The sequence below is a fragment of the Streptomyces sp. NPDC028722 genome, assembly GCF_040637655.1.
Lineage (GTDB): Bacteria > Actinomycetota > Actinomycetes > Streptomycetales > Streptomycetaceae > Streptomyces.
Genome location: NZ_JBEZWU010000042.1, coordinates 1 through 24,228, shown reverse-complemented (window position 1 = coordinate 24,228; position 24,228 = coordinate 1). Strand labels below are relative to the sequence as shown.

Below are 24,228 nucleotides of genomic sequence, written 5' to 3'. Positions count from 1 at the left end.
GGCGAGTTCCTCATGTCAGAAGTGGAGTACCTGGTCGAGCAGCCATAGCGGCACGGACGGCGTTCGTCCCCAGGACCGTCGCTGAGGACGAACGCCGTCCGGTTCTCCGAGCCGTGCGCGAGGCCCCCCTGACGTACCCCATCCCGCCGCCCCGTTCGGAGTCCGTTCACGATGAACTGTGATTTCACCGGTCTCCCCGATGCCCCGGAGCGTCCACCGGCACTGGCCGGAGCCGAATCCCTACGTCGACCTCACCCGCGCTGCGCGACAAGACGCCCCTGGCGCTCACCGCCGAGGAGGTGGAGAAGCTGCGCGGTCTCGGCGACGTCATCGACCTGGACGAGGTGCGGAACATCTACCTCCCGCTCTCCCGGCTCCTCAACCTCTACGTCGGCGCCACGGACGGCCTGAGAGGGGCCTTGAACACGTTCCTCGGGGAGAAGGGCTCCCAGTCCGGGGCGCCGTTCGTGACAGGCGTCGCCGGTTCGGTGGCCGTGGGCAAGTCCACCGTCGCCCGGCTGCTCCCGGCCCTGCTCTACCGCTGCCCCGTTGACCCCGACCGGCAGACTGCGGCTGGCCCGATGTGTCGTGGACGACGACTGGCCGCTGCGGCGAGCTGCGGAGCGTTCTCAAGTCAGCCACACACCGCCGCACGCTGGGCCGGCCGCTACCGGCTGCATGGTGAGGTCGGGACGGGGACCACTCCAGCAGGGCCTGGCACCGGTTGACGGCCCCGCTGATCCCTACCGCGGACGGCGGGAGCGGGGCGGGGATCCGGACCGCATGGCCACGGTCGGGGCGGCTGCGGTCTTCATGGAAAGAGGGAGGACATACGTGGGGGGTGGCCGATTACCGGCCACTCCCCACGTACTGCTGTTTGTCTGTCAGTGCCCGCTATAGGGGGGAGCTGGCCGCAGCGGGGATCAGCGCTGATGGCTGACGGCCCGCGCGGGGCCGTCATGCCGTACGGCGGGGCTCAGAAGTCGTCCGCGCCGTTGCGCAGTTCTGGGGTCCAGTAGCCGGTGAGGGCCTTCGCCGGGTCGACGGCGATGCCGCCGCTGCCGGGCGCGGTGACGGCGATGACCGTGGAGTCACCCTCCAGGGTGACGGAGAACGCCGTCACCGGCTCCGCGTCCTCGTCGACACCGCCGTCCGACAGCTTCACCAGGGCGTAGGCCGGGGCGCCCGGCGTGAGCACGACCGGCGTGGCCGGCTTGCTCTTGGCCACGGCCGGCACGTCCTGCTTGTGGCTCTCCAGGAACTGCACGTGCGGGAAGCCCGCCAGCCGGCAGGAGCGGCGGGAGGTGTTCTTCGCGGTGAGGACGAGGTGGGTGTAGGGCGGGCCGTCCTGCCGGGCGGCGGTGACGGCGGTGTCCCGTGCCGTGCAGACCGGGGTGGACGCGGAGGCTTGCTCGCCGGACGAGCCGGTCGCCCCCGCGGAGCCGCCGGCGCCGGTGGAGCCCGTCGAACCGGTGGAACCGGCCGAGTCCGCCGAACCCGGCGAGCCGGAGGCGCTGTTGTCCTTGCCGTTCCCCGCCGCCGTCGCCGAGGAGGTCGCCGAAGCGGCGGCCGAGGAGGTCGTCGCGGACGCCGACGTACCGTCCGTGTCGCCCTGGCAGGCGGTGAGGGACAGGGTGAGAACCGTGCCCGCGACGGCGAGCAGCGTGGAACGGTGCCGCAAGGAGTTGATGGTGTTCATGGAGAGTCCCCCCGTGAGTGGTGCGGAGCCGTCACCCGGCGCCGCCGGTCGAAAAAGAGTCCTGGTCATGTGCCGCGGTTGTGAGTTGCCCCGGCCCGGCCGGTGGCCGGACAGCAGGGTGTGCCCGGGGCGTCCGCGTCTGCCGTCAGTCGATCACTTCCGGTCTGCGTCGCCCAGGCGGTTTCCCCGGCAGAACCAAGATCGGCCATACTTCTGCCGGAGCTCGCATCCGGACGAGCCGGATGATCGGGGGCATCGACGGTGCGGCAGGGCACGTCCTCCACAGGGGACTTCGGGCAACGACTGCGCGGCCTGCGGGCCCGTGCCGGGCTCAGCCAGGAGGCGCTGTCCCATACGGCCGGGGTGAGTGTCAGGGCGCTGGCGGACATGGAACGCGGGCGTACCCGGGGGCCGCAGCGCCGTACCGTCCAGGCTCTGTCCGAGGCACTGGGGCTGGACGACGACGAGGCCGCGGCCCTGGAGGGGGCCGCTGCCCTCGGCCGTCCGCGGCCCGGGACGGCCACCGGCCCGGCTGCCGCCGGCACCCTGGCCCTGCCGCGTGACATCGAGGACTTCACCGCCCGCGGGCCGGCCCTGGCCCGGTTGGTGGACCTGGCGCGGGACGCAGAGCGGGGCAAGCCGATGGTCACCGTGGTCACCGGGCAGCCCGGGCTGGGCAAGACCGCGTTCGCGGTGCACGCCGCGCACCGTCTCGCCCCGCACTTCCCGGACGGGCAGTTCGCCCTGCAACTGCACGGCATGGATCCCGAGCCGACCACTCCCAGGGAGGCGCTGGCCCGACTGCTGGGCGCGGTGGGCGTCGCGGAGGCGGCGATACCTGCCGGCACCGACGACCGTGCCGGTCTGTGGCGCTCCCTGTCCGGCGGGCGACGGCTGCTCCTGCTGCTGGACAACGCCGCAGACGAGTCCCAGGTCATCCCGCTGCTGCCCGGCACCGGCGCGTCACTGACCATGGTCACCAGCCGCCATGCCCTGGCGGGCCTGGAATCCGTCCACCGCGCCGATCTGGCCCTGCTGCGGCGCGAGGAGGCGGTGGAACTCCTGACCCGCATCATCGGCCCGGAACGGGTGCAGGCGGAGGCACAGGCCGCACGCGACCTCTCCGACCTGTGCGGGCACCTGCCGCTGGCCGTCCGGATCGCCGGCCAGCGGCTCCTGAGCCGGCCGCACGAACGGCTGGGCAAGCTCGTTGCCCGCCTCACCGCCGAGGGCCGGCGGCTGGACGGCCTTCAGGCCGGAAGCCTGCGGGTGCGCGCGGCCTTCGCACTGTCGTACCGGCAACTGCGCCCGCAGGCACGGATTTTCCTGCGTCGCGCCGCGCTGGCCGCCGGAGCGGACTTCAGCCCCGAGACCGGCGCGCTCCTGGCCGGTCTGTCCTGCGACGAGGCTCTCGCTTGTGCGGAGGAGCTGACCGACGCCGGACTACTTCACAGCGAGCCCGCCACGGAGCGCTACCGCTTCCACGACCTCCTCAAGCTGTACGCGGCCGAGCAGGTCACGGCCGAGGACGGCCCCGAGGCCCGCGACGCCGCCCTGGACCGGGCCGCGGACTGGATGCTGCGCCGGGCCACCGCCGCCGCCCTGCACTTCGACGTCCACCGTGACGGGACCGCGCCGCACGGCGACCCGGACCCGGAGGGAGCGCCCGCCGGTCAGGAAGAGGCGCGGGCGTGGCTGGAGGCTGAGCAGGCCCAATGGCTGGCCGCACTGCGCCGGGCCCATGACGCCGGCCGGCACCGGCAGGTCCTGGACACGGCGGAGGCCATGCACTGGTTCTCCGACCGCAACCAGCACTGGGAGCAGTGGGTGGAGGTGTTCCAGCGCTCCGCCGACTCCGCCCGCGCCCTGGGCAGCAGACGGGAGGAGGCGGTCCACCTCAACTGTCTCGCCTGGGCCTACAACCTATGCGTCCACGACCCTCATAGTGCCCTGGAGAGCGCCGAAGCCGCGCTCGTGGCGGCCCGCGAGTGCGGGGACGGGCTCCAGGAGGGCTGGGCACTCGGCTACAGCGCCGGCGCGCTCCACCGGCTGGGGCGGATGCAGGAAGCCCACGCGCGCCTGCACGAGGCGGCCCGGCGCCTCGCCCAGCAGGACACCCCGCAGTCCCGGCTGGCCGAGCTGACGGTACTCAACTCCCTCGGTACCCTGCTGCGGCAGGCCGGCCGGGCGGCAGAAGCCCTGGACATCCACCGCCGCAGCGAGCGGATCTGCCGCGTGGGGGTACCAGGCCGGACGCAGGAGTTGATCGCGTTGTACCACGCGGTCGCCCAGCAGCAGATCGGCAACGACCTGGCGGCCCTGGAACGGTGGCACGAGGCCGAACCGCCTCTGCGGCAGGCCCTGGCCGCCTTCGAGGACGCGCAGATGCCGGCCTGGGCGGAGGCGGCGCGGCTCGACCTGGGCCAGGTGCTCACCGCTACGGGCCACCGGGAGGCCCGGCAGACACTGCTCGACGCCCATCACGCCCTGACCGCGTTGAGGAGCCCCCGCCAGGCCGAGGCCGCCGCAGCCCTCGCCTCGCTCGACAAAGCCACCGCCGCCACCTGACCCCAGCCCTCGACGAGCGCGCACGCATCCGCGCCGCCATGGACCGCATCCTCGCCGGCAACCCCCAGCACTCCGACGGCGCGCTCACGATCGTCGCCGTGGCCCAAGATGCCCAGGTGCCACGCAACGCACTCACCCAGCGCCATCCCGACCTCAAGAACGACTTCTACGCCAGGGTCAAGGAGCGAGGTCAGCCCACAGACTCGGGACGACGGCTGCGCAAGAAGATCACTAAGACGGTGTCCTGCATGGTCAGTTGGTCCGGATCGCCCGCAAGGGCATCGAGTCCAGCGAACGTCTCGGCCGGCGCAGGTGGGTCATCGAACGCACCATGTCCTGGCTGACCGGCTACCGCAGACTCAACCACCGCTACGAACGACACAGGGCAACTACCTGGCCTTTCTCGGGCTCGCCGCCGCCATCTGCTGCTACAAACGCTTCCGCAACCTCACCATGTAGGACACGGTCCAAGAAGCAGTAGGCCGTCGGGCACCGCTGCGGGCATGTCCGCCGTTCCGCGCCCCGGGCGGGCCGTCGGGCCCGCCCGGGGCGCGGGGGGCGCGCTTCAGCAGTAGAGGTTGGCGCCCGCGGAGGTGCCCAGGATCTGCACGAACCGCTGGTAGGCGTCCACGCGGCTCTGCACCTGCGCGGGATTCTTGCCGTCGCACTCCAGGGAGCCGTTGATGCTGCGGATGGTCTGGCCGAATCCGGCACCGTTGACCATCGCGTTGTGCGGAGTCATCGAGCCCGGTCCGGTCTGGGTGTTCCAGTACCAGAGCCCCGTCTTCCAGGCGACCGAAGCGTCGGTCTGCACCAGGTTCGGGTTGTGGAGCAGGTCGATGCCGAGTGCGTCGCCCGCGGCCTTGTAGTTGAAGTTCCAGCTGAGCTGGATGGGCCCGCGGCCGTAGTAGGCGGACTGGCCGGCCGGGCAGCCGTACGGCTGGCTCCAGTCGCAGTAGTGTGGGTAGTTGGCGGTATTCTGCTCCACCACGTAGACCAAGCCGCCGGTCTCGTGACTGACGTTGGCGAGGAAGGCCGCAGCCTCTTGCTTCTTGGTGGTGTCGCTGCCGGTGTTCGCGAAGCCTGGGTAGGCGCTGAGCGCGGCCTTGAGACCGCTGTAGGTGTAGAAGGGGTTCCGGTTGGGGAACATCTGGTTGAACTGCGCCTCGCTCACGACGAAGCTGCCGGAGGGGTTGGTCGGGCCGGCGTCGCAGGCGTACGGGTCCCAGTACCAGGTGCTAATGGTGGGGTCGTAACCCGGATTGTCGTGTTCGGCGATGTACGTCTTGCCGTCGGTGTAGCGGACGATGTCGCCGGTGACGTAAGCCTTGCCGGCCGTCCAGCTCGGGTAGCTGGAGCAGGACGCGGCAGAGGCGCCGGTGGCCGGCAGCAGCGCCGGAGCGGTGGCTCCGATCACGATCGCGGCCATGAGTGCGGACAGGCGGCGCTTCGACATTGAGCAACTCCTTTGCCAGGCCAGGCTGCACCGGGGGCGAGGCAGTGCCTTGCGCACGCTGTCCCAGGGGGCGGCCATGCCGTCCGGGCGCCTTGGGCGGGGTGTGGGAGCCATGTTCGACGACTTGGTGTGTACCAGTCAAGGTATAGACCAATACTGCTGACAACGTTGGCGGGGAAGCGATCGCGATGCCCGCCCTGGCGGACCGGCGCAGCCACCGGCTCCGCCGGGGCAGCCGAGGCGGCAGGCCAACGACGTTCGACCGCGAGACCTACAAGCAGCGCAACACCGTCGAGCGGTGCGTCAACCGCCTCGAGCAGCGGCGAGGTATCGCCACCCGCTAACGCAAAGGCCGCCGCCATATACCTGGCCGGACCCCACATCGCGGGCCATCTTCCTTTGTCCGCCCGCTGGTCCAAATCGAAGGACCCTACGCCTTCTTCACCCGCTGGGCGGGATGCGGGGGTGGTGGGCCGAGCTGCACGACCCGGCTGCGCGAGGCCGTCTGCGGAGCTGAGCCGACCGCGGCGGTCGTGGACTCGCAGCCGGTGAAGGGGACGCCACCGTGACCCACGCCTTGCGGGGTTTCGAGGTCGGCAAGAAGATCAACCGGTCAGTGTGGGGTACTGGCGAATATGTCGAGCAGCCCCTGTGGGGCATCCGCGCGGAACAGCAAGGACTGGTTGACAGCGGACCGCGTTGCGGAGGCCTGGGCGCGTGGGAACATTTTCGCCTCGTAGGCGGCCAGGGCGGCCTCGGTGTCCCCGGGGTGCGCGGCCACAGCCAGGCCCAGTTCGGCGCCATCGAGCAGCGCCAGGTTGGCGCCCTCGCCCGCGAACGGGGACATCAGATGGGCGGCGTCGCCGAGGAGCGTGACGCCGGGGATGCGGCCCCATCGGTGACCGGGCGGCAGGGCGTGGATCAGGCGGGGTACAAGTGCCCCGTCCGCATCGGCGATCAACGCCCGTAGGCTCTCGGCCCAGCCGTCAAACTCCTTCAGTACGACCGTCTTCGCCGCTTCGGTGTTGGTGAAGTCGATGCCGTCCAGCCAGTCCTCCGGTGCCTCGACAGCCGCGTAGATGTGCAGGCTGCCGTCGGTCTCGCGGTGCGCGAGGAAGCCATGGCCCGCGCCGAGCGCGAACAGCATGCCGCCGCCGACCACCTCCGCGCTCGTCGGGTGCCGCAGATCCGCTTCCAGCAAGTCCGCTTCGACGAACGACACACCCGTGTAAGCCGGCCGGGCGGAGGAGAGGAGCGACCGGACGCGTGACCAGGCGCCGTCCGCGCCGACCAGGAGGTCCGTGGTGAACGCAGTGCCGTCCGCGAGCGTCACCCGGTGCCGGCCGCCGCCCAGCGGTTGGGCGTCCGTGACCTTGGCGCCCCAGCGAACCCTCCCCGCAGGCAGTGAGTCCAGCAGCAGATCGCGCAGCTCGCCCCGGTCTATCTCGGGCCGCCCGTGAGTGCCGTCGTCGGCCGCCGCGAACCGGACGATGCCGTCCTGGTCGAGGACCCGTACCGCCTGTCCGCCGGCGTGAACGCGCGTCAGGAACTCCTCGTACAGACCGGCGGCCCGCAACGCCTCCTGGCCAGAGTCGTCGTGGATGTCGAGCATGCCGCCCTGTGTCCGGGCCTCCGGCGAGACGTCCAAGTCGAACAGTGCGGCCTCGATGCCGTGCACGTGCAGTACACGGGCGAGGGTGAGTCCGCCAAGGCCGGCACCGACGACGGCGACGGGGTGGTGAGGAAGGGAGACGGTGGTCATAGGGCCTCCTGGCCTTCGGTCGGCACGGCGGTCCGCTCGATGCCGTTGATCAGGGTCTGGAAGGCCCACGACAGACGGGCCTCGGGGGTGCCGGAGAGCAGCGCGCCGGGGTCGGCGGCGATGTGCGGGTGGGTGGTGGCGGGCGCGTCGCGCAGAGCCTGGGCCAGCACCTGCCAGTCGCCCAGGGGCTCCTCGCCGGCGTGCTCGGCAGCGGTTGCCGTGGCGTGTTGCAGCAGCAGATCCACGCCCCACGCCGCCTGGGCACGCGGCACGCCGCCCGCCTCGAGCAGCTCGAGCAGAATCTCGATGAGACGCAGATAGTTCGGTCCGCTGGGCCGCGCGATCAACGCTGAGCGGGCCAGGGACGGGTGTTCCAGCAACATCCTGGTGTAGGCGGTGAGCACCCTCTCCAGCCGCTTCCGCCAGCCGTCTTCGGCCGGTGTGAGGCCGACCGTGCCGAGGAGTTCGTCCAGGACAGCCGCATGCAGCTCGTTGGTGTCGCGGACGTACACGTACAGCGAGGCGGGGCCGGTGTCGAGTTCCTGCGCGAGCCGCCGCATCGTCACCTTGCGCAGCCCCTCCGCGCGCAAGATCGCGACGGCGGTGGCGACGATGCCCTCTCTGGTCAGGGGCGGCTTGGCGGGGCGTTCGCGGCGGGAGCGTGATGTGGGGGGCATGCCACCACTCTAGACGAACATGTTCGTTACGAACAAGTTCGTTAGCCCGTACTCGGGCTGCACGGCTCGGCCTCGGCCGGGCGGGCAATCTCCCTGGGGTCCACCGCCGCCACGTAGGACCAGCCGCGTTCCGCCAGCGCGAGCCGGAAGGAGACGCTGCGGCCGTGACCGGCATCGGCCACGATCACCGGCACTGTCAGCCCCTGGCCGGCCAGCCGGTCGAGCAGCCCCAGCGCCAAGCGGGTCTTGGACACATGCCGGACCTCCTCGGGAACCTTGGCCCGCTGCCGTCGCCGGTCATCGTCCGCCCACTCCTGGGGCAGGACCGACTCGCACTCCGACGGGCACGAGGCGGTGTCGGTGGCCGCGTGCACGCTGACCGCGACTTGGCAGTTCGCCCGCTTGCCCAACGCCCCGCAGTACTGCCGGGCCACCCCGACCGAAGCCGTGCCGCACTTGGGAAACGACACGTCATCGACCACCCACACCTCAGGGCTGATCGCCTCGCACAGTCTCCGGGCGATCCGCCGCCGCACCGGCAGCGGATCCCACGGCGACTGGTTCACGAACTGCTACAGGGCCTGCATGTTCCCGTCCGGCAGCCGCTCGGCCATCGGCTGGATCGACTTCCGACCGCCGTCCAGCATCAGACCCCGCAAGTAACATGCGCCCCACCGCCGCTGATCCCGCCGCGGCAGCGAGGCGGACACGTCGGCAACGAACTCCGCTGACTCACCCCGGAGTCGTTCCACCTTCCCCAGCCTCGTACCGGAGAAGATGCCCGCAACCAGCCGAGATCACCCGACATAACGAAGGACTACTAGGGCGTGTATCGAAACTGGAACCCTGCAAGGTTGAGAGCATGGTCGGTGACTAGAGTCTCCTGCATGGCAGCACCAGTGCTTCAAGCAGTTGAGGCGGACGGGACGACTTGGGACAACCCGTCTGAGGGACAGCTATACGACCTGCTGGCCGACATGAGCCTTTCATGGCGGTTTGTCATCGTGAGGCGGCTCGATTTGGAACCCGCCGACCAGCACTACATGCAGGTGTATCTCAACGACGACCTGAGCTATCAGGTGGAATACCGTGAGGGAGGGGCCGACAAGCACTTCCAGACATGGGTTCCCCGCGAGCACGAGGTCTTCGCAGTGGAACCTGTGGCTGAGGTGCTTCAGAACTGGGCCTTCGGGAGGGTCGGTTGGCGTGAGGCTTTTCCTTGGGTCCCGTGGTCACCCGCAGAGTCATGCGCCCGCCATCACCCCCTCACAGCCACTCGTTGATGGCTGCGACCAGAACGGTTGCTTCGTAGCGGACGGCGAGTTTGTCATACCGCGTGGCCACGGCTCGGTGCCTTTTGAGACGGTTGATGCCGCACTCGACCGCGTGCCTGCCCTTGTAGTCTTCAGGGTCGAACTTCGGTGGCCGGCCGCCTCGAGGGCCGCGCTTTTTGCGATTGCGGGCCTGGTCGGCCTTGTCCGGGATGGTGCAGCGGATACCGCGTCGTCGCAGGTAGGCTCGGTTCTTGCGTGAGGCGTACGCCTTGTCGGCCCGCACGCGCCGGGGTCGGGTGCGGGGCCTGCCGGCCCCCAATTGCGGCACTCGGACGCGGTCGAGGGCGACCTCGAACTGCGGGGAATCCCCGCGCTGGCCTGCGGTGATTACGATCGACATGGGCTTTTGGCCCTGCTCGACGGCAAGGTGCAGTTTGGTGGTCAACCCGCCGCGGGAGCGTCCGAGCCCGTGGTCGTCCGGCTCGGCGAAGATCCCGCCGGGTGGTTCCTTTTGGAGGTCCCCTTTTTCCGTGCCCCTGCGGCGTGCTGGTGGGCCCGGCAGACGGTGGAGTCGGCGTTCAGGTCCCAGGTGATCAGGTCCTTCGCGTCCGCTCGGGTCTGGAGCTGGGTGAGGATCCGCTGCCAGGTGCCGTCGCGTTGCCAGCGGCGGAACAGGTCGTACACCCGGCCCCACGGGCCGTACTGCCCGGGCACGTCTCGCCAGGGGATGCCGGTGCGGACCCGGAACCGTATGCCGTCGATCAGCTGCCGCCGGGTCCATATCGCCGGCCGACCGGCCTTCTTGCGCACCGGCAGCAGCGGCTCCAGCGCAGCCCACTGCTCGTCCGTCAGGTCTCCACGCGCCACGAACCAAAATCATTACACATCAAGATCCACTTTCGAAACAGGCCCTAGCCCGGCGTCAGCGGAACCGCCCCCCGGGTTCACGCTCCCCGCGCTCAGGGGCGGGGAACGTTGCGCAGGTTGGCCCGGGCCAGGTGGAGCATGCGGCCGACGCCCCCGCTCAGGACCGTACGGCTCGCGGACAGCGCGAAGCCACTGAGCTGCTCGGTGGTGATCTTCGGGGGAACGGCCAGCGCCGCGGGGTCGGTGACCACGTCGACCAGCGCGGGGCCGTCATGGGCGAAGGCCTCGCGCAGCGCGCCCCGCACATCGGCGGGCTTCTCCACCCGGATACCGAGCGCACCGGCGGCCGTGGCGATGGCGGCGTAGTCGGTGTGCGGGTAGGTGGTGCCGTGCGGGGGCAGGCCGTCGACCATCATCTCCAGGTCGACCATGCCGAGGGAGGAGTTGTCGAAGACGACCACCTTCACCGGCAGGCCGTACTGGACGAGGGTCAGGAAGTCGCCCATCAGCATGGAGAAGCCGCCGTCGCCCGAGAGGGAGACGACCTGCCGGCCGCGGTCCAGGAACTGCGCGCCGATGGCCTGGGGCAGGGCGTTGGCCATCGAGCCGTGCACGAAGGACCCCAGGATGCGGCGGCGGCCGTTGGGTGTGAGGTAACGCGCCGCCCACACACAGCACATGCCGGTGTCGACCGTGAACACCGCGTTGTCGGCAGCCTCTTCGTCCAGCACCGAGGCCACGTACTCGGGGTGGATCGGGGTGTGCTCGCCGACGTTGCGGGTGTAGGCGCTCACGGCGCCTTCGAGGGCGTGCGTGTGCCGCTCCAGCATGCGGTCGAGGAAGCGACGGGAGGTCTTCTCCCGCACCGCTGGCGTCAGGCACCGCAGTGTCTCGCGGACGTCGCCCCATACGGCCAGGTCGAGACCGGTGCGCCGACCGAGCCGCTCGGGCTGCACGTCGACCTGTACGGTCCGCACATTGCGGGGCAGGAAGTCGGTGTACGGGAAGTCGGTGCCGAGCAGCAGCAGCAGATCGCACTCGTGCATGGCCTCGTACGCGGATCCGTAGCCGAGCAGCCCGGACATGCCGACGTCGTACGGGTTGTCGTACTGGATGTGCTCCTTGCCGCGCAAGGCGTGGCCGACCGGTGCCTTGACCTTCTCGGCGAAGGCCATGACCTCCGCGTGGGCGCCCTCGACTCCCCGGCCGCAGAACACCATGACACGCTCGGCGGCGTCCACGAGGCCGGTGAGCCGGGCCAGCTCCTGGTCACCCGGGCGGATGGCGGGCAGTTCGAGGGGCATGGCGAGTCGGGGTGCCGCGTCCGGGGAATCCTCCGCGGCGGTGTCACCGGACAGGGCCACCACGGAGACGCCGCGCCGCCCGACGGCGTGCTGGATCGCCGTCCGCACCACGCGCGGCATCTGGCGAGGCGAGGAGATCAGCTCCGAGTAGTGGCTGCACTCGGCGAACAGCCGGTCCGGGTGGGTCTCCTGGAAGTAGCCGGTGCCGATCTCGCCGCTCGGTATGTGCGCGGCCAGCGCGAGGACGGGCGCCATCGAACGGTGGGCGTCGTACAGGCCGTTGATCAGGTGCAGGTTGCCGGGACCGCAGGAGCCCGCGCAGGCGGCGAGCCGGCCGGTGAGCTGCGCCTCGGCGCCGGCGGCGAACGCCGCGACTTCCTCGTGGCGGACCTGGATCCACTCGACGTCGCGGTGCCGTCTGACCGCGTCAACGACGGGGTTCAGGCTGTCCCCGACGACACCGTACATACGGCGGACGCCGGCGGACGCCATCAGGTCGACGTACTGTTCGGCGACGGTCTGCTTGGCCATGACACTCCTGGGTTTCCGGCAGGGCGGCGGACGCCGCCGTATCAGGGCACGGCGGCCGCGCCCACACCGCGATCACGTTAGTGAGCCGGGAGAAACGGACTTGCCCGTCAGCGCACGGGATCCGTCCCGGCACCGCACCGGTCCCCGGCCGCCGTCAGCCCCGCGTTCCGCGCCGCGTGGACGGGGCCGTCCAGGACCGAGAGTGAACGGCCGCTGCGCACCGCCATCAGCTCCGCCGCCAAGGACACGGCGGTCTCCTGCGGTGTCGTCGCGCCGCGATCCAGCCCCGGTGGTGTGCGCAGCGCCGCCAGGGCGTCGGGGGAGACGTCCGCCTCGGGGAGGTCGCGGATCCTGCGCGTCTGGGTGCGCCGGGAGCCGAGCGCGCCCACGTAGGCGAGCGGGCGAACCGGTGCCGGCCTGGACCGCCCCACCGCCGAGGCGCTCCTCACCGCGCTGCCCCGCGCGCTGCCGCGCACCGCGCTGGTGACCGCCCTCCAGGAGCAGGACCTCGCCCTGCTGGACGGCACACCCGTGAGAGTCGTACGGCTCGGGACGGCTCCCGGCCGGACGGGCGCGCCGCTCGGTACGGCAGGGCCGGGTCACCGGGCGGGAGGACGCCGGCGCCGCGCACGCGGTAACGGGTGACCGCACAGGGGCGCCGGGGCAGTGGCAGGAGTCCACTGCCCCGGCGCGGCCCCGTTCGAGGGGACCGGGCGACTCGCTACGCGCGCCGCAGCAGGTACTTGTGCCGGCCGGAGAGCACCAGCTCCCCGCGCTGGTTGTGGATGGTGGCCTCGGTGACCACGATCCCGTTCTCGCCCTGCGGCTCCAGAGCGGTGATGGTGAGCTGCGGGTAGAGGGTGTCGCCGGAGTGCACCTCGGCCAGGAAGGTGCAGGACAGCTCGACGAAGCTGATGAAGACCTCGCCGATGAAGTGCGGAAACAGGGTGGCTCCCGGCGCGGTGAAGGCCAGCACCTGGAGGCCGTGCACGACCGGCGCGGAGTGGCCGCGCTTGCGTGCCCACTCGGCGTCGTAGTGCACGGGGTGGTTGTCCGCGGACACCGTCTGGAAGGCCGCGGCGTGGGCGTCCGTCAGGGTACGGCTGGGCGCCCGGAAGACATCGCCGACGCGCAGGTCCTCGAAGGTCTTCGCGGGAACGACCAGGAACGCGTCGGGGTCGAAGGCGGCCGGGTCGGCCGGTGTCGGTTCGGTGTCGGGCTGGGGCATCAGACTGTCCTCTCTCAGGGGTGGTGCGGTGGTGTCTGCCGGGTGGGCGGCACGGCCGTCCTAGGTGCCCGGGGTGAACCGGGCGGCCAGGAGGTTGGGGTCGTTGCCGGTGAAGTAGGCGCCGCTGGCGATGTAGGCGGTGTTGCCGCGTACGGCGAGCGAGGTCGGGTTCTCCAGGCCGTCGGCGCCGGTCAGTACGACGGTGTGGCTGCCGTCCGGCCGGACCAGGGCGACCTGGTTGTCCGCGTTGACCGCGGCCAGCAAGGTGTCGCCGCGGCCGGTGAACGCGAAGTCGTCGATGTTCTTCAGGCCCGTGGCCCGGACCTGGACGGGACCGGCGGTGCCGCGCGGGGTGAGCGGGACGCGCAGCACGGTGCCCTTGTCCAGGTTGGAGACCCATACCGCGTCGTCGTGGACCTTGATTCCGTTGGCTCCGAGGAATCCGGCGGCGGCCAGTTCCGGTGCGGTGGCCCAACGGGTGGGCGTGCCTCCGCCGGCCGGCACCCGCCAGACCGTGCCGAGGACCGAGTCGGCGATGTAGAGGTGGCGTTGGGCGCGGTCGAACGCCAGGCCGTTGGGCAGGCCGTCGGCGGGGAGCGCCGCGATGCGCTGCGGGGCGCTGCCGGGCCGCAGGCGCCACAGGCCGGTCAGGTCGCTGCTGCCGGTGGCGTAGAGGAAGTACAGGGTTCCGTCATGGGCCCGGACGACCCCACCGAGGAACGGTGACGACAGGGCGGGGGTGGCGGAACCGGCCGGGGGCTCGGGCAAGGTGGCGAGAACACGCACCTGGCCGTCTCGGCCGACGCGGGCCACCTGACGGCTGTAGGCGAAGGTGACGACGGCACTCCCGCCGGGCTCCAGGGCGATGTTCTCCGGCCGCTGGCCGCCGGCTATGTCCAGATGCGCGACGAAGCGGACGTCCGCTTTCGGAGCCGCCGCCGTGGCCGTGCGGGCGGCGGTGGCCGGGGCCGCGGGCTCGGCGGCGGTGACGGCGAGGGCCGCCGCCACGGCCGAGGCCAGCAGGACGGCCCGGGCACGGGTCAGTGGCTTGGGCATGAGGACTCGCTCTTTCCTTCTCGGGGTGATGGGGCGGCCGTCGTTCGGCCGCCGCGCACGGCGGCTGCCGTGGGGTCGGTAACCGCTGGGGGGGTGGGCTGGGGGAAGGGCCGGTGGGCGAGGGCCGGGGGTCAGCCGACGAACCGCTGGCGGAGTTCGCCGATGCCCTCGATGGAGCTCACGAGTTCGTCGCCGGGGGCCAGCCAGCGCTGCGGCGTGCGGCCGAGGCCGACACCGGCCGGCGTGCCGGTGAAGATCAGGTCCCCGGGGAACAGCGGGAGCACGCCGGACAGCTTCGCGATGAGGGCCGGCACCGAGAAGATGAGCTGCCCGCTCCGGCCGCGCTGCACCTCCTCGCCGTTGACGGCGCAGGTCAGTTCCAGGTCGTCGGGGTCGTCGAACTCGTCCGGGGTCACCAGCCACGGGCCCGTCGGGGCGAAGCCCGGGTAGGACTTGCCGAGGCTGAACTGGGGAGCCGGACCGTCCATCTGCAGGACGCGCTCGGAGATGTCCTGTCCGACCGTCAGGCCGGCGACATGGCTCCAGGCGTCCGACTCGGCCACGTCGCGGGCTTCCTTCCCGAGGACGACGACCAGTTCGACCTCCCAGTCGGTGTGTCCGCCCGGCGGCAGTGTCACCTCGGTCACCGGTCCGGTGAGCGCGGTCACGAACTTGGTGAACACCGGTGGCATGCCGTGCGGGGTGGTGAACCCCGCCTCGGCGACGTGCTCCCGGTAGTTCAGCCCGATGGCGAACAGTTGGCGGGGCGCCGGGGCGGGGGCACCGAGATCCGCCGCGTCGAAGGGCTTCCCGCCGGTGAGGTCGGCCGTGCCGGCCCAGGCGCGGAACTCGGCCCAGCGGGAGTAGACCGCCTGCGGGTCGGGGGAGAACAGCGCGTCACTGGCCGTGTGAACGTCGATCGCCCGGCCGTCGGTGACCACGGCCAGGCGGCCGCCGAGATTGGCGATGCGCAAGGTGTACTCCTTGGGCGGTAGTCGGGGTGTGGGCGCGGTGGTCAGCCGGTCGGCCGGGTAGCGCGTTCCAGGGTGAGCAGTACGGAGTGGTAGGGGCGGCCGGTGACGTGCTCCATGCCGATCTCGCACGTGCGGTTGGCCGACAGGTAGGCATCGTGCGTACCCGAGGCGACCTCGGCGGCCTCGTGCGCGGTCGCCGCCTCGGTCAGCTCCTTGTGCAGCAGTCCCCGGTCGCCGGCGAACCCGCAGCACTCGGCGTAGACGGGCACCTGGACGTCCCGTGCCACGAACTCGGCGACGGCACGCAGCTGTTCGACGTCCTTGAGGTGTCGCATGGAGCACGTGGGATGGAGCACCGCGCTGTCGACCGGGTCGGTCACCTTCAGGTGCGGCAGCAGTTCGGTGGCGGCCCAGACCACGGAGTCCACCACGGTGAGGGCCTGGTGCCTGCGCAGGTTGTCCGGGGTCAGATACGGCGTGACCTCGTGCCCGATGCCGAGGGTGCAGGACGACGCGTCGACGACGAGCGGCAGGCGTCCGCCGTCGGTCCACTCCCAGGCCCGCTCCACGATCCGGTTCGCCATGAGGGCGTTGCCGGTGTCGTACCCCTTGGAGTGCCAGATGGTCGCGCAGCACGAGCCGGACAGGTTCGGCGGGATCCACACCGGACGCCCGGCCCGGCGGGAGACCGCGACCACCGCCTCGGGCAGGGACGGCCCGGCCACGCCGTCCGGACCGGCGAAGATCCGGTTCACGCAGGCCACGTAGTAGACCGCGACCGCGGTGTCGCGGTCCGTGTCGGGCAGGGGGACGCGCGCGGGGGAGGGGATGGCGGAGATCCAGGCCGGGACCAGGTCCGGTGAGAGCGCGGTGCGGACCGCGGAGGTGACCCGGCTCAGCAGCCGGTCGGGGACGTGGTCCGCGACGCCGAGGGTGGCCCGCACCGACGCCTCCACCACGGAGAACCGCCGCGCGACCCGGGCCGCGTTGCGTTCCTCCCGTGCGGAGTGCCGCTGGTGGCGGAACGCCTTCATCATGGCTCCGGTGTCGATGCCGACCGGACAGGCCGTCTTGCAGGTGGAGTCGCCGGCGCAGGTGTCGACCGCGTCGTAGCCGTAGGACGTCAGGAGGCTGTCCATCGCGGCCGAGTCGTCGGGCTGGCGCATCATCTCGCGGCGCAGCACGATGCGTTGGCGTGGTGTCGTGGTGAGGTCGCGGCTCGGGCAGACGGGCTCGCAGAAGCCGCACTCGATGCAGGCGTCGGCGACAGGTTCGATGGCCGGGAGGGTCTTGAGACCCGAGAGGTGGGCGACGGGATCACGGGTGAGCACCACCCCTGGGGCGAGTACGCCCGAAGGGTCGAGGACCCGCTTGATCCGCCACATCAACTCGGTGGCGCGCGTGCCCCACTCGGATTCGAGGAACGGTGCCATGTTGCGGCCGGTGGCGTGCTCCGCCTTGAGCGAGCCGTCGAAGCGGTCGACGACCATGGCGCAGAACTCGTCCATGAAGTCGGCGTAGCGCTTGACCTCCTCCGGACGGGCGGCGTCGAAGGCGAGCAGGAAGTGCAGGTTCCCGTGCGCCGCGTGGCCGGCGACCGCTGCGTCGAACCCGTGCCGGCGCTGGAGTCCGGCCAGTGCCTCGCAGGCCTCGGCCAGCCGGGCGGGTGGCACCGCGAAGTCCTCGGTGATCAGGGTCGATCCGGCCGGCCTCGCCTTGCCGACCGCGGTCATGAACGCTTCGCGGGCGTGCCAGTACGTGCGGACGGTGGCGGCGTCCTCGATGAAGCGGTTGATGACGGAGGGCACCGGGGCGACCAGGGTCAGCCCCGCCAGGACGCCGGCGGCGGCCCGCCGGTGGGCCTGGTGCCCGGCCGCGTCGGGGGCACGGAACTCCACCAGGAGGGCGGCGGTGTCCCGGGGCAGCTCGGCCCAGTCGGCGGGGACGCCGTCGACGCTCGCGCAGGCCCGCAGGGTGTTGCCGTCCATCAGCTCCACCGCGCGGGCCCCGGCCGCGTTGAACAGGGGCACGGCCGCCGCGGCGGCGCCGAGGTCGGGGAAGAAGAGCAGCGCCGTGTGGGTGAGCCGGTCCATGGACACGGTGTCGAAGACGGTTTCGGCGATGAAGCCGAGCGTGCCCTGGGAGCCGACCATCAGCCCGCGCAGGATCTCCACGGGGGTGGAGCCGTCCAGGAAGGCGTCGAGGCGGTAACCGTTGGTGTTCTTCAGCTCGTACTTCGCGCGGATCCGGGCGACGAGCGCGGGATCGCCCTCGATCTCGGCCTTGAGCGCCAGCAGTTCCCGGGCCACCTCGGGTTCGGCCGTGCGCAGCCGCACGTCGGCGTCCGGGGCGGCGGTGTCGACGACCGTGCCGGACGGCAGGACCAGGGTGAGGGAGGAGAGCAGCCGGTAGGAGTTCCGGGTGATGCCGGCGGTCATGCCGGAAGCGTTGTTGGCGACGACTCCTCCGACGGTGCAGGCGCTGGAGCTCGCCGGGTCGGGGCCCATCAGCCTTCCGTGGCGCGACAGGGCGATGTTGGCGCGGCCGACGGTCGTGCCCGGTCCGATCCGCGCCCGGCGGCCGCCGTCGAGGACTTCGAGGCCGGTCCAGTGGCGGCGGACGTCGACGAGGATGTCCGTGCCCTGGGCCTGTCCGTTGAGCGAGGTGCCGGCCGCCCGGAACACGACGGCCCGCCGGTTCTCACGGGCGTACCGCAGCACCGCGGCCACGTCGTCGACATCCTCGGCGATCACCACCACTTGGGGCACGAACCGGTAGGGGCTGGCATCCGAGGCGTACTTCACGAGGTCGGACAGCGTGTGCAGCACCTTGTCGGCGCCCAGGAGGAGGACCAGGTCCCGGCGCAGGGCATCGGGGGTCCCGGACGCCCGTTCGTCGGGGACCCGGTCGGCGGCCGGACCCCCGGTCCGCCGCGGACGCAGCTTTCCCGGTTCCGGATCGAGCAGGGGCATGCGGCTTTCCGTTCGTTGTCGATGGGTGTGGGGCCGGCCGTCCTCGATCAGCGGTGAGGCCGGAGGCGGCGGACCGTGGGGCCCCGGCGGAGGGTCGCCTCGGCGAGGTGGGTCAGCCGTTCCAGTCCGCGAGGAAGCCGAGGAGTTCCCGGTTGACGACGTCGGGGCGTTCCTCCTGGCAGAGATGGCCGCACTGGGCGATGGGCACCCCACGGACGTCCCGGGCCACTCCCCGCCACACCTCCAGGACGTCGTAGGCCTGTCCGACGGCGCTGAAGTCCTCGCCCCACATCGTCAGTACGGGGCAGTCGATGAGCCGGTCGGCGTCCTCCTGGTCCTGGGCGACGTCCTGGGGCGCCGCCCGGTAGTCCATGCAGGAACCCCGTACGGCGCCGGGCTGCTGGTAGGCCCGGACGTACTCGGCGATCTCGGCGGGGGTGAGCAGGCTGGGGTTGTACGACCAGCTGCGGAAGAAGTGGGTGAGCCAGATCTCCTCGCGGCCGGTGATCAGTGCTTCGGGAAGGTCGGGCACGCCGAGGAAGGTGAAGAACCAGTACCCCTGCCGGGCGAGGGCCACGTCGTAGGTCTCGGCGATCACCCGGGTCGGGATGTTGTCCATCGCCACGAACCGGTCGATGCGCCGCGCGTGGTCCTTGGCGAACCGGGTGCCGACGCGGGCGCCGCGGTCGTGGCCCACCAGCGCGATCCGCTCATGTCCGAGGTGGTCCATCAGCGCGACGACGTCCTGGGCCATCGTCCGCTTGTCGTACCCGGAGGCGGGCTTCTCGGTGTCGCCGTAACCTCGCAGATCCGGGGCGATCACGGTGAACCGCTCGGCCAGGACGGGGATCTGCTTGCGCCACCCGTACCAGGTCTCGGGGAAGCCGTGCAGCAGATAGACCGGCGGGCCCTGTCCCGCGCTGACCCAGTGCTGCTTGATCCCGTTGAGTACGGCGGTGTGGTGCGTCAGGTCCGTCAGGTCTGTCAGCTCTGTCATGGTGTCCGCTCGGTTCGAGGGGGCGGGGGATGTGGCGGCAGGGGCCCCGCCCCGTGGGCCGGGCGGGGCCGGTCGGGGCGGGGCCGGCTGTATGCTCAGCCGACCGCCCGGGCCGCGGCGGTGACGGTGTCGGCGACCACATCGGGGCGCGTGATCAGGGAGAGGTGACCCGCCTCGACCTCGGTGACGCGGGCGTTCGCACGCTCGGCCATGGAACGCAGCTCGGCCGGCGGGATGACATGGTCCTGCGTGCCGACGACAGCCCACGACGGGATCGTCTTCCACGCCGGGACACCGGAGGGCTCCGAACCCGCGCTCACGGCGAAGGGCCGCTGGCCGGCGGCGAGGAGCCGGGCCTGGCGGGCGGGGACACCGTTGGCGAAACAGTCCTGGAAGCCCTTGTAGTCGCCGTTGGCGGCGAACTTGAGGTACGCGTCGGCGTCACCGTTCTGCGCGCCCGGGTAGGGCACCAGGTTCAGGAACGTCGACGGCTCGGCCGTCACGCACGAACCCGGCTTGGCCGCGTTGATCTGAAAGACGGTCTCGCCCTGGTCGGGGATGTAGGCGTCGTCGTAGACGAGTGCCTTGACGTTCGGGGCGTTCACCGCCGCGTTGGTGATCACGAAGCCGCCGTAGGAGTGGCCGACGAGCACCACGGGCCCCGGGATGGCCGCCAGGAAGTCGCTCAGCGTCTCGGCGTCGTGGGCGACGCCGCGCAGCGGGTTCGGCGGGGCGTAGACGGTGTAACCGGCGCGCTGGAGGCGGTCGATGACCGGGTTCCAGCTCGACGCGTCGGCCCAGGCGCCGTGCACCAGCACGATCGTCGGCCTGCGGCCCCCCGTCGCCTCCAGGTCCGCTGTCACGGAGGCCGTGGCCGAGGATGCCCGCGCGGCCTTCGCCGGCGCCGCGCTCCCCTGAGTCGCGACGAACACGGTGGTCGCGGCGGCGATCACACACGACACGGCGAGCAACCCGGACTTTCGGCGCCACGGTCGGGTCTTGAGATTCATGTGGTTCTCCCTTGCCGTTCATCAGCTGAAATGGGATTCAGCGTCGTTGGATTTGAGCTGCTGGGAGAGTAACCACGGTGAAAGTGGAAGATCGAGCCGCGGCGGGTGTTTATGCATTCTCAGGACATCCGCAGTGCACTGCTCGACGTACCCCCTGGGATGTGCCACATCACCGGCGGAGAGCGTGTGGCTGTCCGCGCTCGGCGATCACGGGCCGGATGCCGCGCTTCCCCAGCAGGCGCCGGTACTTGTCATGGTCGCAGCCTCGGTCGGCGAAGAGCATGTCCGGCCGTCTGCGTGGCCGCCCGACGACGCCGGCCACCGCGGGGACCTTGTCCATGAGGGGCAGGAGTTGGGTGACGTCGTTGCGGTTTCCGCCGGTCAGCGACACCGCGAGCGGGACGCCCTGGCCGTCGACGAGGACGTGGTGCTTGCTGCCCGGTCGTCCACGGTCGACCGGGCGGGGACCGCTTTTGGGCCCCGCCGGGCTGCCCGCACGTGAGAGGAGTCGATCACCGCCCGCGCCCAGTCGAGCTTCTTTACCGACCGCGGTTTCTTCAGCAGCACCAGGTCCTCACAATGTCGGATCGGGATGCAATTGCAGCTCGGAAACGGGGTGTTCGTTCACCGCTGGAGGCAGTCCGGTGAGGAAACCGACATGCGTGTCACGGCACAGCTCGACCGGTCGGCGCGAGGACGGTGTCGTGTGGTGCAAAACTTTCCTACAGCCTCCCGAAGGGGCATAGGTGGAGGTTGCTCGGCCGTCCGCCGCACAGGTGCTCTTCCGCGACTCCGCAGTCCAGGGCGGCCCGCTGGTGAAGTTGTCAAAGGCAAGTGCGGCCTTGTTCGCAGCCGCCCTGGACCGTGGTGACCTCTGACGCAGCGACCGTAATGGCCTGGGGATGCCATCCGCTTGCGCAAAGAGCATCCCGGGGGTCTCGGTTCGGTGCACTGCGTGGCGCCCTTGCGCCCACAGTCACGCATTATCGGGAACGAGCCGTAGCGGTAAGTCGAGAAAGCTCTTCAGACTGGGCGTCTCCGCCGAACGACCAGTATGGATAGGGCCCATGCAAGTGCACTGCACCCTCTGACATGGGTGGATGCCTGGCGCAACCTGGAAGGACACAGTGGGCGAGCAGCCCGTACCTGGACACGGCCTCTGGCAGTGCCACCGCTACACGCTCCGAGCGCTCGGCGTGGGCTCCCCGGTCCGCCGCTCGGCCCCATGCCCGGTCCTCGCCCCCTGTCTCCGAGCCCGGCCTCCCGGCTCAGCCGCCCGGCCCTATGCCCATGCCCGGTGCACGGCTCCGCGGGCCGGCCCGGGGGTCGGGCGCCTGCATCGGGTGGCCGTCCGCCGGCATGCCGGTGGTTACTGGTCGGGGTGGACGGCTTGGACGCCGGTGCCCGCGTAGGCCCGGACGTAGAACGCGGCGACGGCCTCGTCGAACGGGTCCTTGGGGTCGTACAGCGCCGTGGCGGTCGTGCGGTCCAGGACGACCGCGATCGCCGCCACTACGCGGCCGATCGCGGACCGTGTGAGGCGGCGCCCAGGTGCTCCAGCAGGGCCCGGGCCTTCGCCTCGGCCTCCGGGCTCGGCGCGCTGCCCAGGGCGGAGGCGAGCTCGGTGCGGGCCAGCTCGGCGTACTCGGCTCGGGTCGGCGTGCCCTGCGCGAGGTCCTCCACCAGGCTGCGCATGGTCGTGCCGTGTTCGGCCGCCAGCTGGGCTAGCCGGTCCCGCGCGGCCGTGCTGACCTTGATGCTCGTCTCGTCTGCTGCCATATCCCGAGTCCGCCGCGTTCCTCTACTGGCGGTAGAGGGGTGAGGCCCGGTGCGCCAGCACCGCCGTCTCCAGGGCACGTCGCCCTGATGCTCCCCGCCGGCCGTCGTCCATAGCTCCAGCCGGCTGCGCTGCTCATCCACGAGGACGCGGTAGGCGTTCACCCGCCCGGCCGTACCGGCTTCACCGGCACTGCGGCCGCCTCCCGCGACCGGTCATCCGTCCTCACGCGCCGGAGGATGCCCGCGCCGGGGGCCGGACCCGAAGTTCGTCCCGGCGGTCGCGCACGCGGCGGCCTCCGTCCGGGACCCTCACCGACGCGGACGGCGACAGCACCATCAGCGCCGAGGACTACGCCATCGCCTTCGTGGGACGAAGCCGAGCACACCACGCACCCGCGCGCCCCTCGCCTACTGATCTCCCAAAGCACGCCCCGACAGCGCGACCGCTTACAGCTGATCCGCACCAGAATGCCTTATGAACTCTTTGCCCCGCTTCAATCGCATAGGAGAAACCCGTGTTCGTGACCGTAACCCGATTCGCCGCGCCGACAGCGAGCGTGAACAGCTGGCTGGTGAGCGATGACACCAGCGTCATCGTCGTTGACGTGCTGCGCAGCAGTGCGGAGGCCGCCGAGCTGGCCGACGCGGTGGCCGCCTCCGGCAAGCAACTCCTCGCGGTGGTCGTCACCCACGGCCACCCCGACCACTACATCGGGCTTCGTACCTTCGCAGAACGCTTCCCTGAAGTGCCTCTGCTCGTTGCGTCCCAGGAGGTCGCCGACGACATCACCGGCTTCACCGCCTGGATGGAGTCCGTCGGCTGGCTGGACGCCGAACCCACCATGAAGCCGCGCAGCACCGCCAATCCCGACGGTTTCGACTACGGCCTCATCCGGGTTGCCGACCGCCCTGAACTGACACTCGCCCAGGGAGCGGTCGTACGGCTGGACACCGACTGGCCCGCCGCGGAAGCCGACCACACCACTGTGGTGCACGTCCTCGACGCCAACGCGGTCCTCACGAGCGACCTGGTCTACTCGGGCGTCCATGCCTGGGAAGGCCCGCAGGTCACCAGGGAAAAGATCCAATCGTGGCTGTCGGCCCTGGGCACCTTGAAGGAGCGCTACGGCACCCGCGTGACCGTCCACCCCGGCCACGGGCCGCAAGGCGACACGGCCCGCTACGAGGAGATCCGCCGCTACTTGAACGACTTCCTCACCGTCACCCAAACCGCCAGCGGCCGAGCGGAGGCCATGGCGGAGATGGTCCGCCGCTACCCCGACCATAGCCAGGCCGACTTTCTGCTGCCCCTCAGCATCGACTTCCACGTCCACCCCTGACGACCCGAACAGGTGAGAGCCACGCTCTGAAGCCTCCGGCGCCCGTCATCCGATCTAGTGGTCCGCCGAGACGACCTGCTTGGTCGGTATCGCCATCGCCGCCGGCGTTCTCGTCACGGGCGTGGTCGGCACGTCCAGGCCGCCGTGTCATCACCCGTGGGGCGGCCCGGCCCGGTCACCGGGCAGGGTGCCGGGACCCGGCAGATCCACCACCAACCTGCGGATCCTGCGCCACCTGACCAAGCAGACCGTCCGCGACCGCACCACGGCGGTCTGTAGCGGGGTCGCCCGTGCCCGGGGTCGAACCGGGTGGAAGCCGACGCGGCCGTTGATCTGTGCGCTGGCTCCTCACGGGCCCTCCGCCGGACACTCTGTTGTCCCCCCAGTCGGGGATCGCCCAACCCGAGGACGACACCGGCAGAGGCGGCCCCGGGGGGCCGGGCCTCATCCCTCACGGAGCGGGCCAGCACCGTGGGGGCGGTCTGTCAGGCGGCCACCGGCCGCCGATCGATCCAGTCGCGTTGGCCTGCCGCATGAGCCTGGCCAGACACGACGCGCACGCCACGAAGGGCGCGTGCTGCCCGTCCCACTGGACCGGGCCGAGCCAGATCACCCGGATGCCGGCCCGGTCGCAGCCGAAGCCAGCAGTCACCGTCGACCCATTCCCGACGCATGAGCGCGGTCAGCCTTCCTGGATGAAGCGGGCCACGGCCCGCGGTGTGTAGCCGTAGAAC

At 71.1% G+C, this 24,228-nt stretch carries 18 protein-coding genes and 7 pseudogenes; 8 read left to right on the top strand and 17 right to left on the bottom strand.

Going from position 1 to position 24,228, the window contains the following annotated elements; all coding sequences use genetic code 11:
- Positions 1 to 199 precede the first annotated feature (199 nt).
- Both AB0F03_RS35230 and AB0F03_RS35225 read left to right on the top strand, forming a co-directional pair.
- Positions 200 to 536: pseudogene (locus AB0F03_RS35230) on the top strand (type I pantothenate kinase); the annotation flags it as partial.
- Positions 537 to 549: 13 nt separating this feature from the next.
- Positions 550 to 674: pseudogene (locus tag AB0F03_RS35225) on the top strand (leucine zipper domain-containing protein); the annotation flags it as partial.
- A 302-nt stretch (positions 675 to 976) separates the two neighbouring features.
- Here AB0F03_RS35225 and AB0F03_RS35220 read toward each other — a convergent pair.
- The gene (locus tag AB0F03_RS35220; protein ID WP_361999886.1) at positions 977 to 1,699 is read right to left on the bottom strand and encodes a DUF4232 domain-containing protein; all 723 of its coding nucleotides are present in this window, start codon (positions 1,697 to 1,699) and stop codon (positions 977 to 979) included.
- Positions 1,700 to 1,960: 261 nt separating this feature from the next.
- Between AB0F03_RS35220 and AB0F03_RS35215 the strand changes: the two genes are divergently transcribed.
- From AB0F03_RS35215 to AB0F03_RS35205, 3 genes and pseudogenes are all read left to right on the top strand, one after another.
- The gene (locus tag AB0F03_RS35215) at positions 1,961 to 4,267 is read left to right on the top strand and encodes a helix-turn-helix domain-containing protein (protein ID WP_361999883.1); all 2,307 of its coding nucleotides are present in this window, start codon (positions 1,961 to 1,963) and stop codon (positions 4,265 to 4,267) included.
- A gap of 38 nt (positions 4,268 to 4,305) precedes the next feature.
- Positions 4,306 to 4,611 carry a hypothetical protein gene (locus tag AB0F03_RS35210; protein ID WP_361999907.1) on the top strand — a complete coding sequence of 102 codons (306 nt, stop codon included), beginning with the start codon at positions 4,306 to 4,308 and terminating at the stop codon, positions 4,609 to 4,611.
- Positions 4,518 to 4,726, top strand: a pseudogene (locus AB0F03_RS35205) (transposase); the annotation flags it as partial. The gene AB0F03_RS35210 and the pseudogene AB0F03_RS35205, both read left to right, overlap by 94 nt.
- A gap of 106 nt (positions 4,727 to 4,832) precedes the next feature.
- Here AB0F03_RS35205 and AB0F03_RS35200 read toward each other — a convergent pair.
- Positions 4,833 to 5,723: a glycoside hydrolase family 19 protein gene (locus AB0F03_RS35200; protein WP_356945941.1), complete on the bottom strand. Its 891-nt coding sequence runs from the start codon at positions 5,721 to 5,723 to the stop codon at positions 4,833 to 4,835.
- Between the two features lie 227 nt (positions 5,724 to 5,950).
- On the opposite strand from AB0F03_RS35200, the pseudogene AB0F03_RS35195 reads away from it, so the two are divergent.
- Positions 5,951 to 6,064: pseudogene (locus tag AB0F03_RS35195) on the top strand (IS5/IS1182 family transposase); the annotation flags it as partial.
- A 272-nt stretch (positions 6,065 to 6,336) separates the two neighbouring features.
- Here AB0F03_RS35195 and AB0F03_RS35190 read toward each other — a convergent pair.
- The 3 genes and pseudogenes from AB0F03_RS35190 to AB0F03_RS35180 form a co-directional block, all read right to left on the bottom strand.
- Positions 6,337 to 7,485 carry an NAD(P)/FAD-dependent oxidoreductase gene (locus AB0F03_RS35190; protein WP_361999881.1) on the bottom strand — a complete coding sequence of 383 codons (1,149 nt, stop codon included), beginning with the start codon at positions 7,483 to 7,485 and terminating at the stop codon, positions 6,337 to 6,339.
- The gene (locus AB0F03_RS35185) at positions 7,482 to 8,162 is read right to left on the bottom strand and encodes a TetR/AcrR family transcriptional regulator (protein WP_361999879.1); all 681 of its coding nucleotides are present in this window, start codon (positions 8,160 to 8,162) and stop codon (positions 7,482 to 7,484) included. Before AB0F03_RS35185 ends, AB0F03_RS35190 begins: the two co-directional genes overlap by 4 nt.
- A 62-nt stretch (positions 8,163 to 8,224) precedes the next feature.
- A pseudogene (locus AB0F03_RS35180) lies at positions 8,225 to 8,923 on the bottom strand (IS701 family transposase); the annotation flags it as partial.
- Positions 8,924 to 9,049: 126 nt separating this feature from the next.
- Between AB0F03_RS35180 and AB0F03_RS35175 the strand changes: the two are divergent.
- Complete coding sequence (locus AB0F03_RS35175) at positions 9,050 to 9,445, top strand: hypothetical protein (RefSeq protein WP_361999876.1); 396 nt, start codon at positions 9,050 to 9,052, stop codon at positions 9,443 to 9,445.
- Here the strand turns inward: AB0F03_RS35175 and AB0F03_RS35170 are convergent.
- The 12 genes and pseudogenes from AB0F03_RS35170 to AB0F03_RS35115 all read right to left on the bottom strand — a co-directional run bounded on the left by AB0F03_RS35170 (position 9,429) and on the right by AB0F03_RS35115 (position 22,154).
- Positions 9,429 to 10,303 (bottom strand): annotated as a pseudogene (locus AB0F03_RS35170) (IS5 family transposase). The gene AB0F03_RS35175 and the pseudogene AB0F03_RS35170 overlap by 17 nt on opposite strands.
- 92 nt (positions 10,304 to 10,395) lie before the next feature.
- On the bottom strand, positions 10,396 to 12,138 hold the full coding sequence (locus AB0F03_RS35165) for a pyruvate dehydrogenase (protein ID WP_361999873.1): 1,743 nt from the start codon (positions 12,136 to 12,138) through the stop codon (positions 10,396 to 10,398).
- A gap of 107 nt (positions 12,139 to 12,245) precedes the next feature.
- A complete protein-coding gene (locus AB0F03_RS35160) occupies positions 12,246 to 12,569 on the bottom strand; it encodes an XdhC family protein (RefSeq protein WP_361999870.1) in 324 nt (107 codons plus the stop codon).
- A 290-nt stretch (positions 12,570 to 12,859) separates the two neighbouring features.
- Complete coding sequence (locus tag AB0F03_RS35155) at positions 12,860 to 13,366, bottom strand: MaoC family dehydratase (RefSeq protein WP_361999867.1); 507 nt, start codon at positions 13,364 to 13,366, stop codon at positions 12,860 to 12,862.
- Between the two features lie 60 nt (positions 13,367 to 13,426).
- A complete protein-coding gene (locus AB0F03_RS35150; RefSeq protein ID WP_361999864.1) occupies positions 13,427 to 14,422 on the bottom strand; it encodes a hypothetical protein in 996 nt (331 codons plus the stop codon).
- 131 nt (positions 14,423 to 14,553) lie between these two features.
- The gene (locus tag AB0F03_RS35145; RefSeq protein WP_361999862.1) at positions 14,554 to 15,396 is read right to left on the bottom strand and encodes a fumarylacetoacetate hydrolase family protein; all 843 of its coding nucleotides are present in this window, start codon (positions 15,394 to 15,396) and stop codon (positions 14,554 to 14,556) included.
- Between the two features lie 41 nt (positions 15,397 to 15,437).
- On the bottom strand, positions 15,438 to 18,368 hold the full coding sequence (locus AB0F03_RS35140) for an FAD-binding and (Fe-S)-binding domain-containing protein (RefSeq protein ID WP_361999859.1): 2,931 nt from the start codon (positions 18,366 to 18,368) through the stop codon (positions 15,438 to 15,440).
- A gap of 112 nt (positions 18,369 to 18,480) precedes the next feature.
- A complete protein-coding gene (locus AB0F03_RS35135) occupies positions 18,481 to 19,365 on the bottom strand; it encodes an alpha/beta hydrolase (RefSeq protein WP_361999856.1) in 885 nt (294 codons plus the stop codon).
- A 95-nt stretch (positions 19,366 to 19,460) separates the two neighbouring features.
- On the bottom strand, positions 19,461 to 20,375 hold the full coding sequence (locus tag AB0F03_RS35130; RefSeq protein WP_361999853.1) for an alpha/beta hydrolase: 915 nt from the start codon (positions 20,373 to 20,375) through the stop codon (positions 19,461 to 19,463).
- 193 nt (positions 20,376 to 20,568) lie between these two features.
- Positions 20,569 to 20,942: pseudogene (locus AB0F03_RS35125) on the bottom strand (transposase); the annotation flags it as partial.
- Positions 20,943 to 21,744: 802 nt separating this feature from the next.
- Positions 21,745 to 21,888 carry a hypothetical protein gene (locus tag AB0F03_RS35120; RefSeq protein ID WP_361999851.1) on the bottom strand — a complete coding sequence of 48 codons (144 nt, stop codon included), beginning with the start codon at positions 21,886 to 21,888 and terminating at the stop codon, positions 21,745 to 21,747.
- The gene (locus AB0F03_RS35115; RefSeq protein WP_361999849.1) at positions 21,888 to 22,154 is read right to left on the bottom strand and encodes a hypothetical protein; all 267 of its coding nucleotides are present in this window, start codon (positions 22,152 to 22,154) and stop codon (positions 21,888 to 21,890) included. Before AB0F03_RS35115 ends, AB0F03_RS35120 begins: the two co-directional genes overlap by 1 nt.
- Positions 22,155 to 22,675: 521 nt before the next feature.
- Between AB0F03_RS35115 and AB0F03_RS35110 the strand changes: the two genes are divergently transcribed.
- Positions 22,676 to 23,494 (top strand): MBL fold metallo-hydrolase, encoded by an 819-nt coding sequence (locus AB0F03_RS35110; RefSeq protein WP_361999846.1) that lies wholly within the window; start codon positions 22,676 to 22,678, stop codon positions 23,492 to 23,494.
- Positions 23,495 to 24,228: the final 734 nt, after the last annotated feature.

Coding starts and splice junctions, on each gene's coding strand:
- AB0F03_RS35190 (WP_361999881.1), bottom strand. CDS start 7,485: ATGACCACCGTCTCCCTTCCTCACCACCCCGTCGCCGTCGTCGGTGCC.
- AB0F03_RS35135 (WP_361999856.1), bottom strand. CDS start 19,365: ATGACAGAGCTGACAGACCTGACGGACCTGACGCACCACACCGCCGTA.
- AB0F03_RS35185 (WP_361999879.1), bottom strand. CDS start 8,162: ATGCCCCCCACATCACGCTCCCGCCGCGAACGCCCCGCCAAGCCGCCC.
- AB0F03_RS35140 (WP_361999859.1), bottom strand. CDS start 18,368: ATGCCCCTGCTCGATCCGGAACCGGGAAAGCTGCGTCCGCGGCGGACC.
- AB0F03_RS35165 (WP_361999873.1), bottom strand. CDS start 12,138: ATGGCCAAGCAGACCGTCGCCGAACAGTACGTCGACCTGATGGCGTCC.
- AB0F03_RS35155 (WP_361999867.1), bottom strand. CDS start 13,366: ATGCCCCAGCCCGACACCGAACCGACACCGGCCGACCCGGCCGCCTTC.
- AB0F03_RS35210 (WP_361999907.1), top strand. CDS start 4,306: ATGGACCGCATCCTCGCCGGCAACCCCCAGCACTCCGACGGCGCGCTC.
- AB0F03_RS35220 (WP_361999886.1), bottom strand. CDS start 1,699: ATGAACACCATCAACTCCTTGCGGCACCGTTCCACGCTGCTCGCCGTC.
- AB0F03_RS35150 (WP_361999864.1), bottom strand. CDS start 14,422: ATGCCCAAGCCACTGACCCGTGCCCGGGCCGTCCTGCTGGCCTCGGCC.
- AB0F03_RS35200 (WP_356945941.1), bottom strand. CDS start 5,723: ATGTCGAAGCGCCGCCTGTCCGCACTCATGGCCGCGATCGTGATCGGA.
- AB0F03_RS35175 (WP_361999876.1), top strand. CDS start 9,050: ATGGCAGCACCAGTGCTTCAAGCAGTTGAGGCGGACGGGACGACTTGG.
- AB0F03_RS35130 (WP_361999853.1), bottom strand. CDS start 20,375: ATGAATCTCAAGACCCGACCGTGGCGCCGAAAGTCCGGGTTGCTCGCC.
- AB0F03_RS35115 (WP_361999849.1), bottom strand. CDS start 22,154: ATGGCAGCAGACGAGACGAGCATCAAGGTCAGCACGGCCGCGCGGGAC.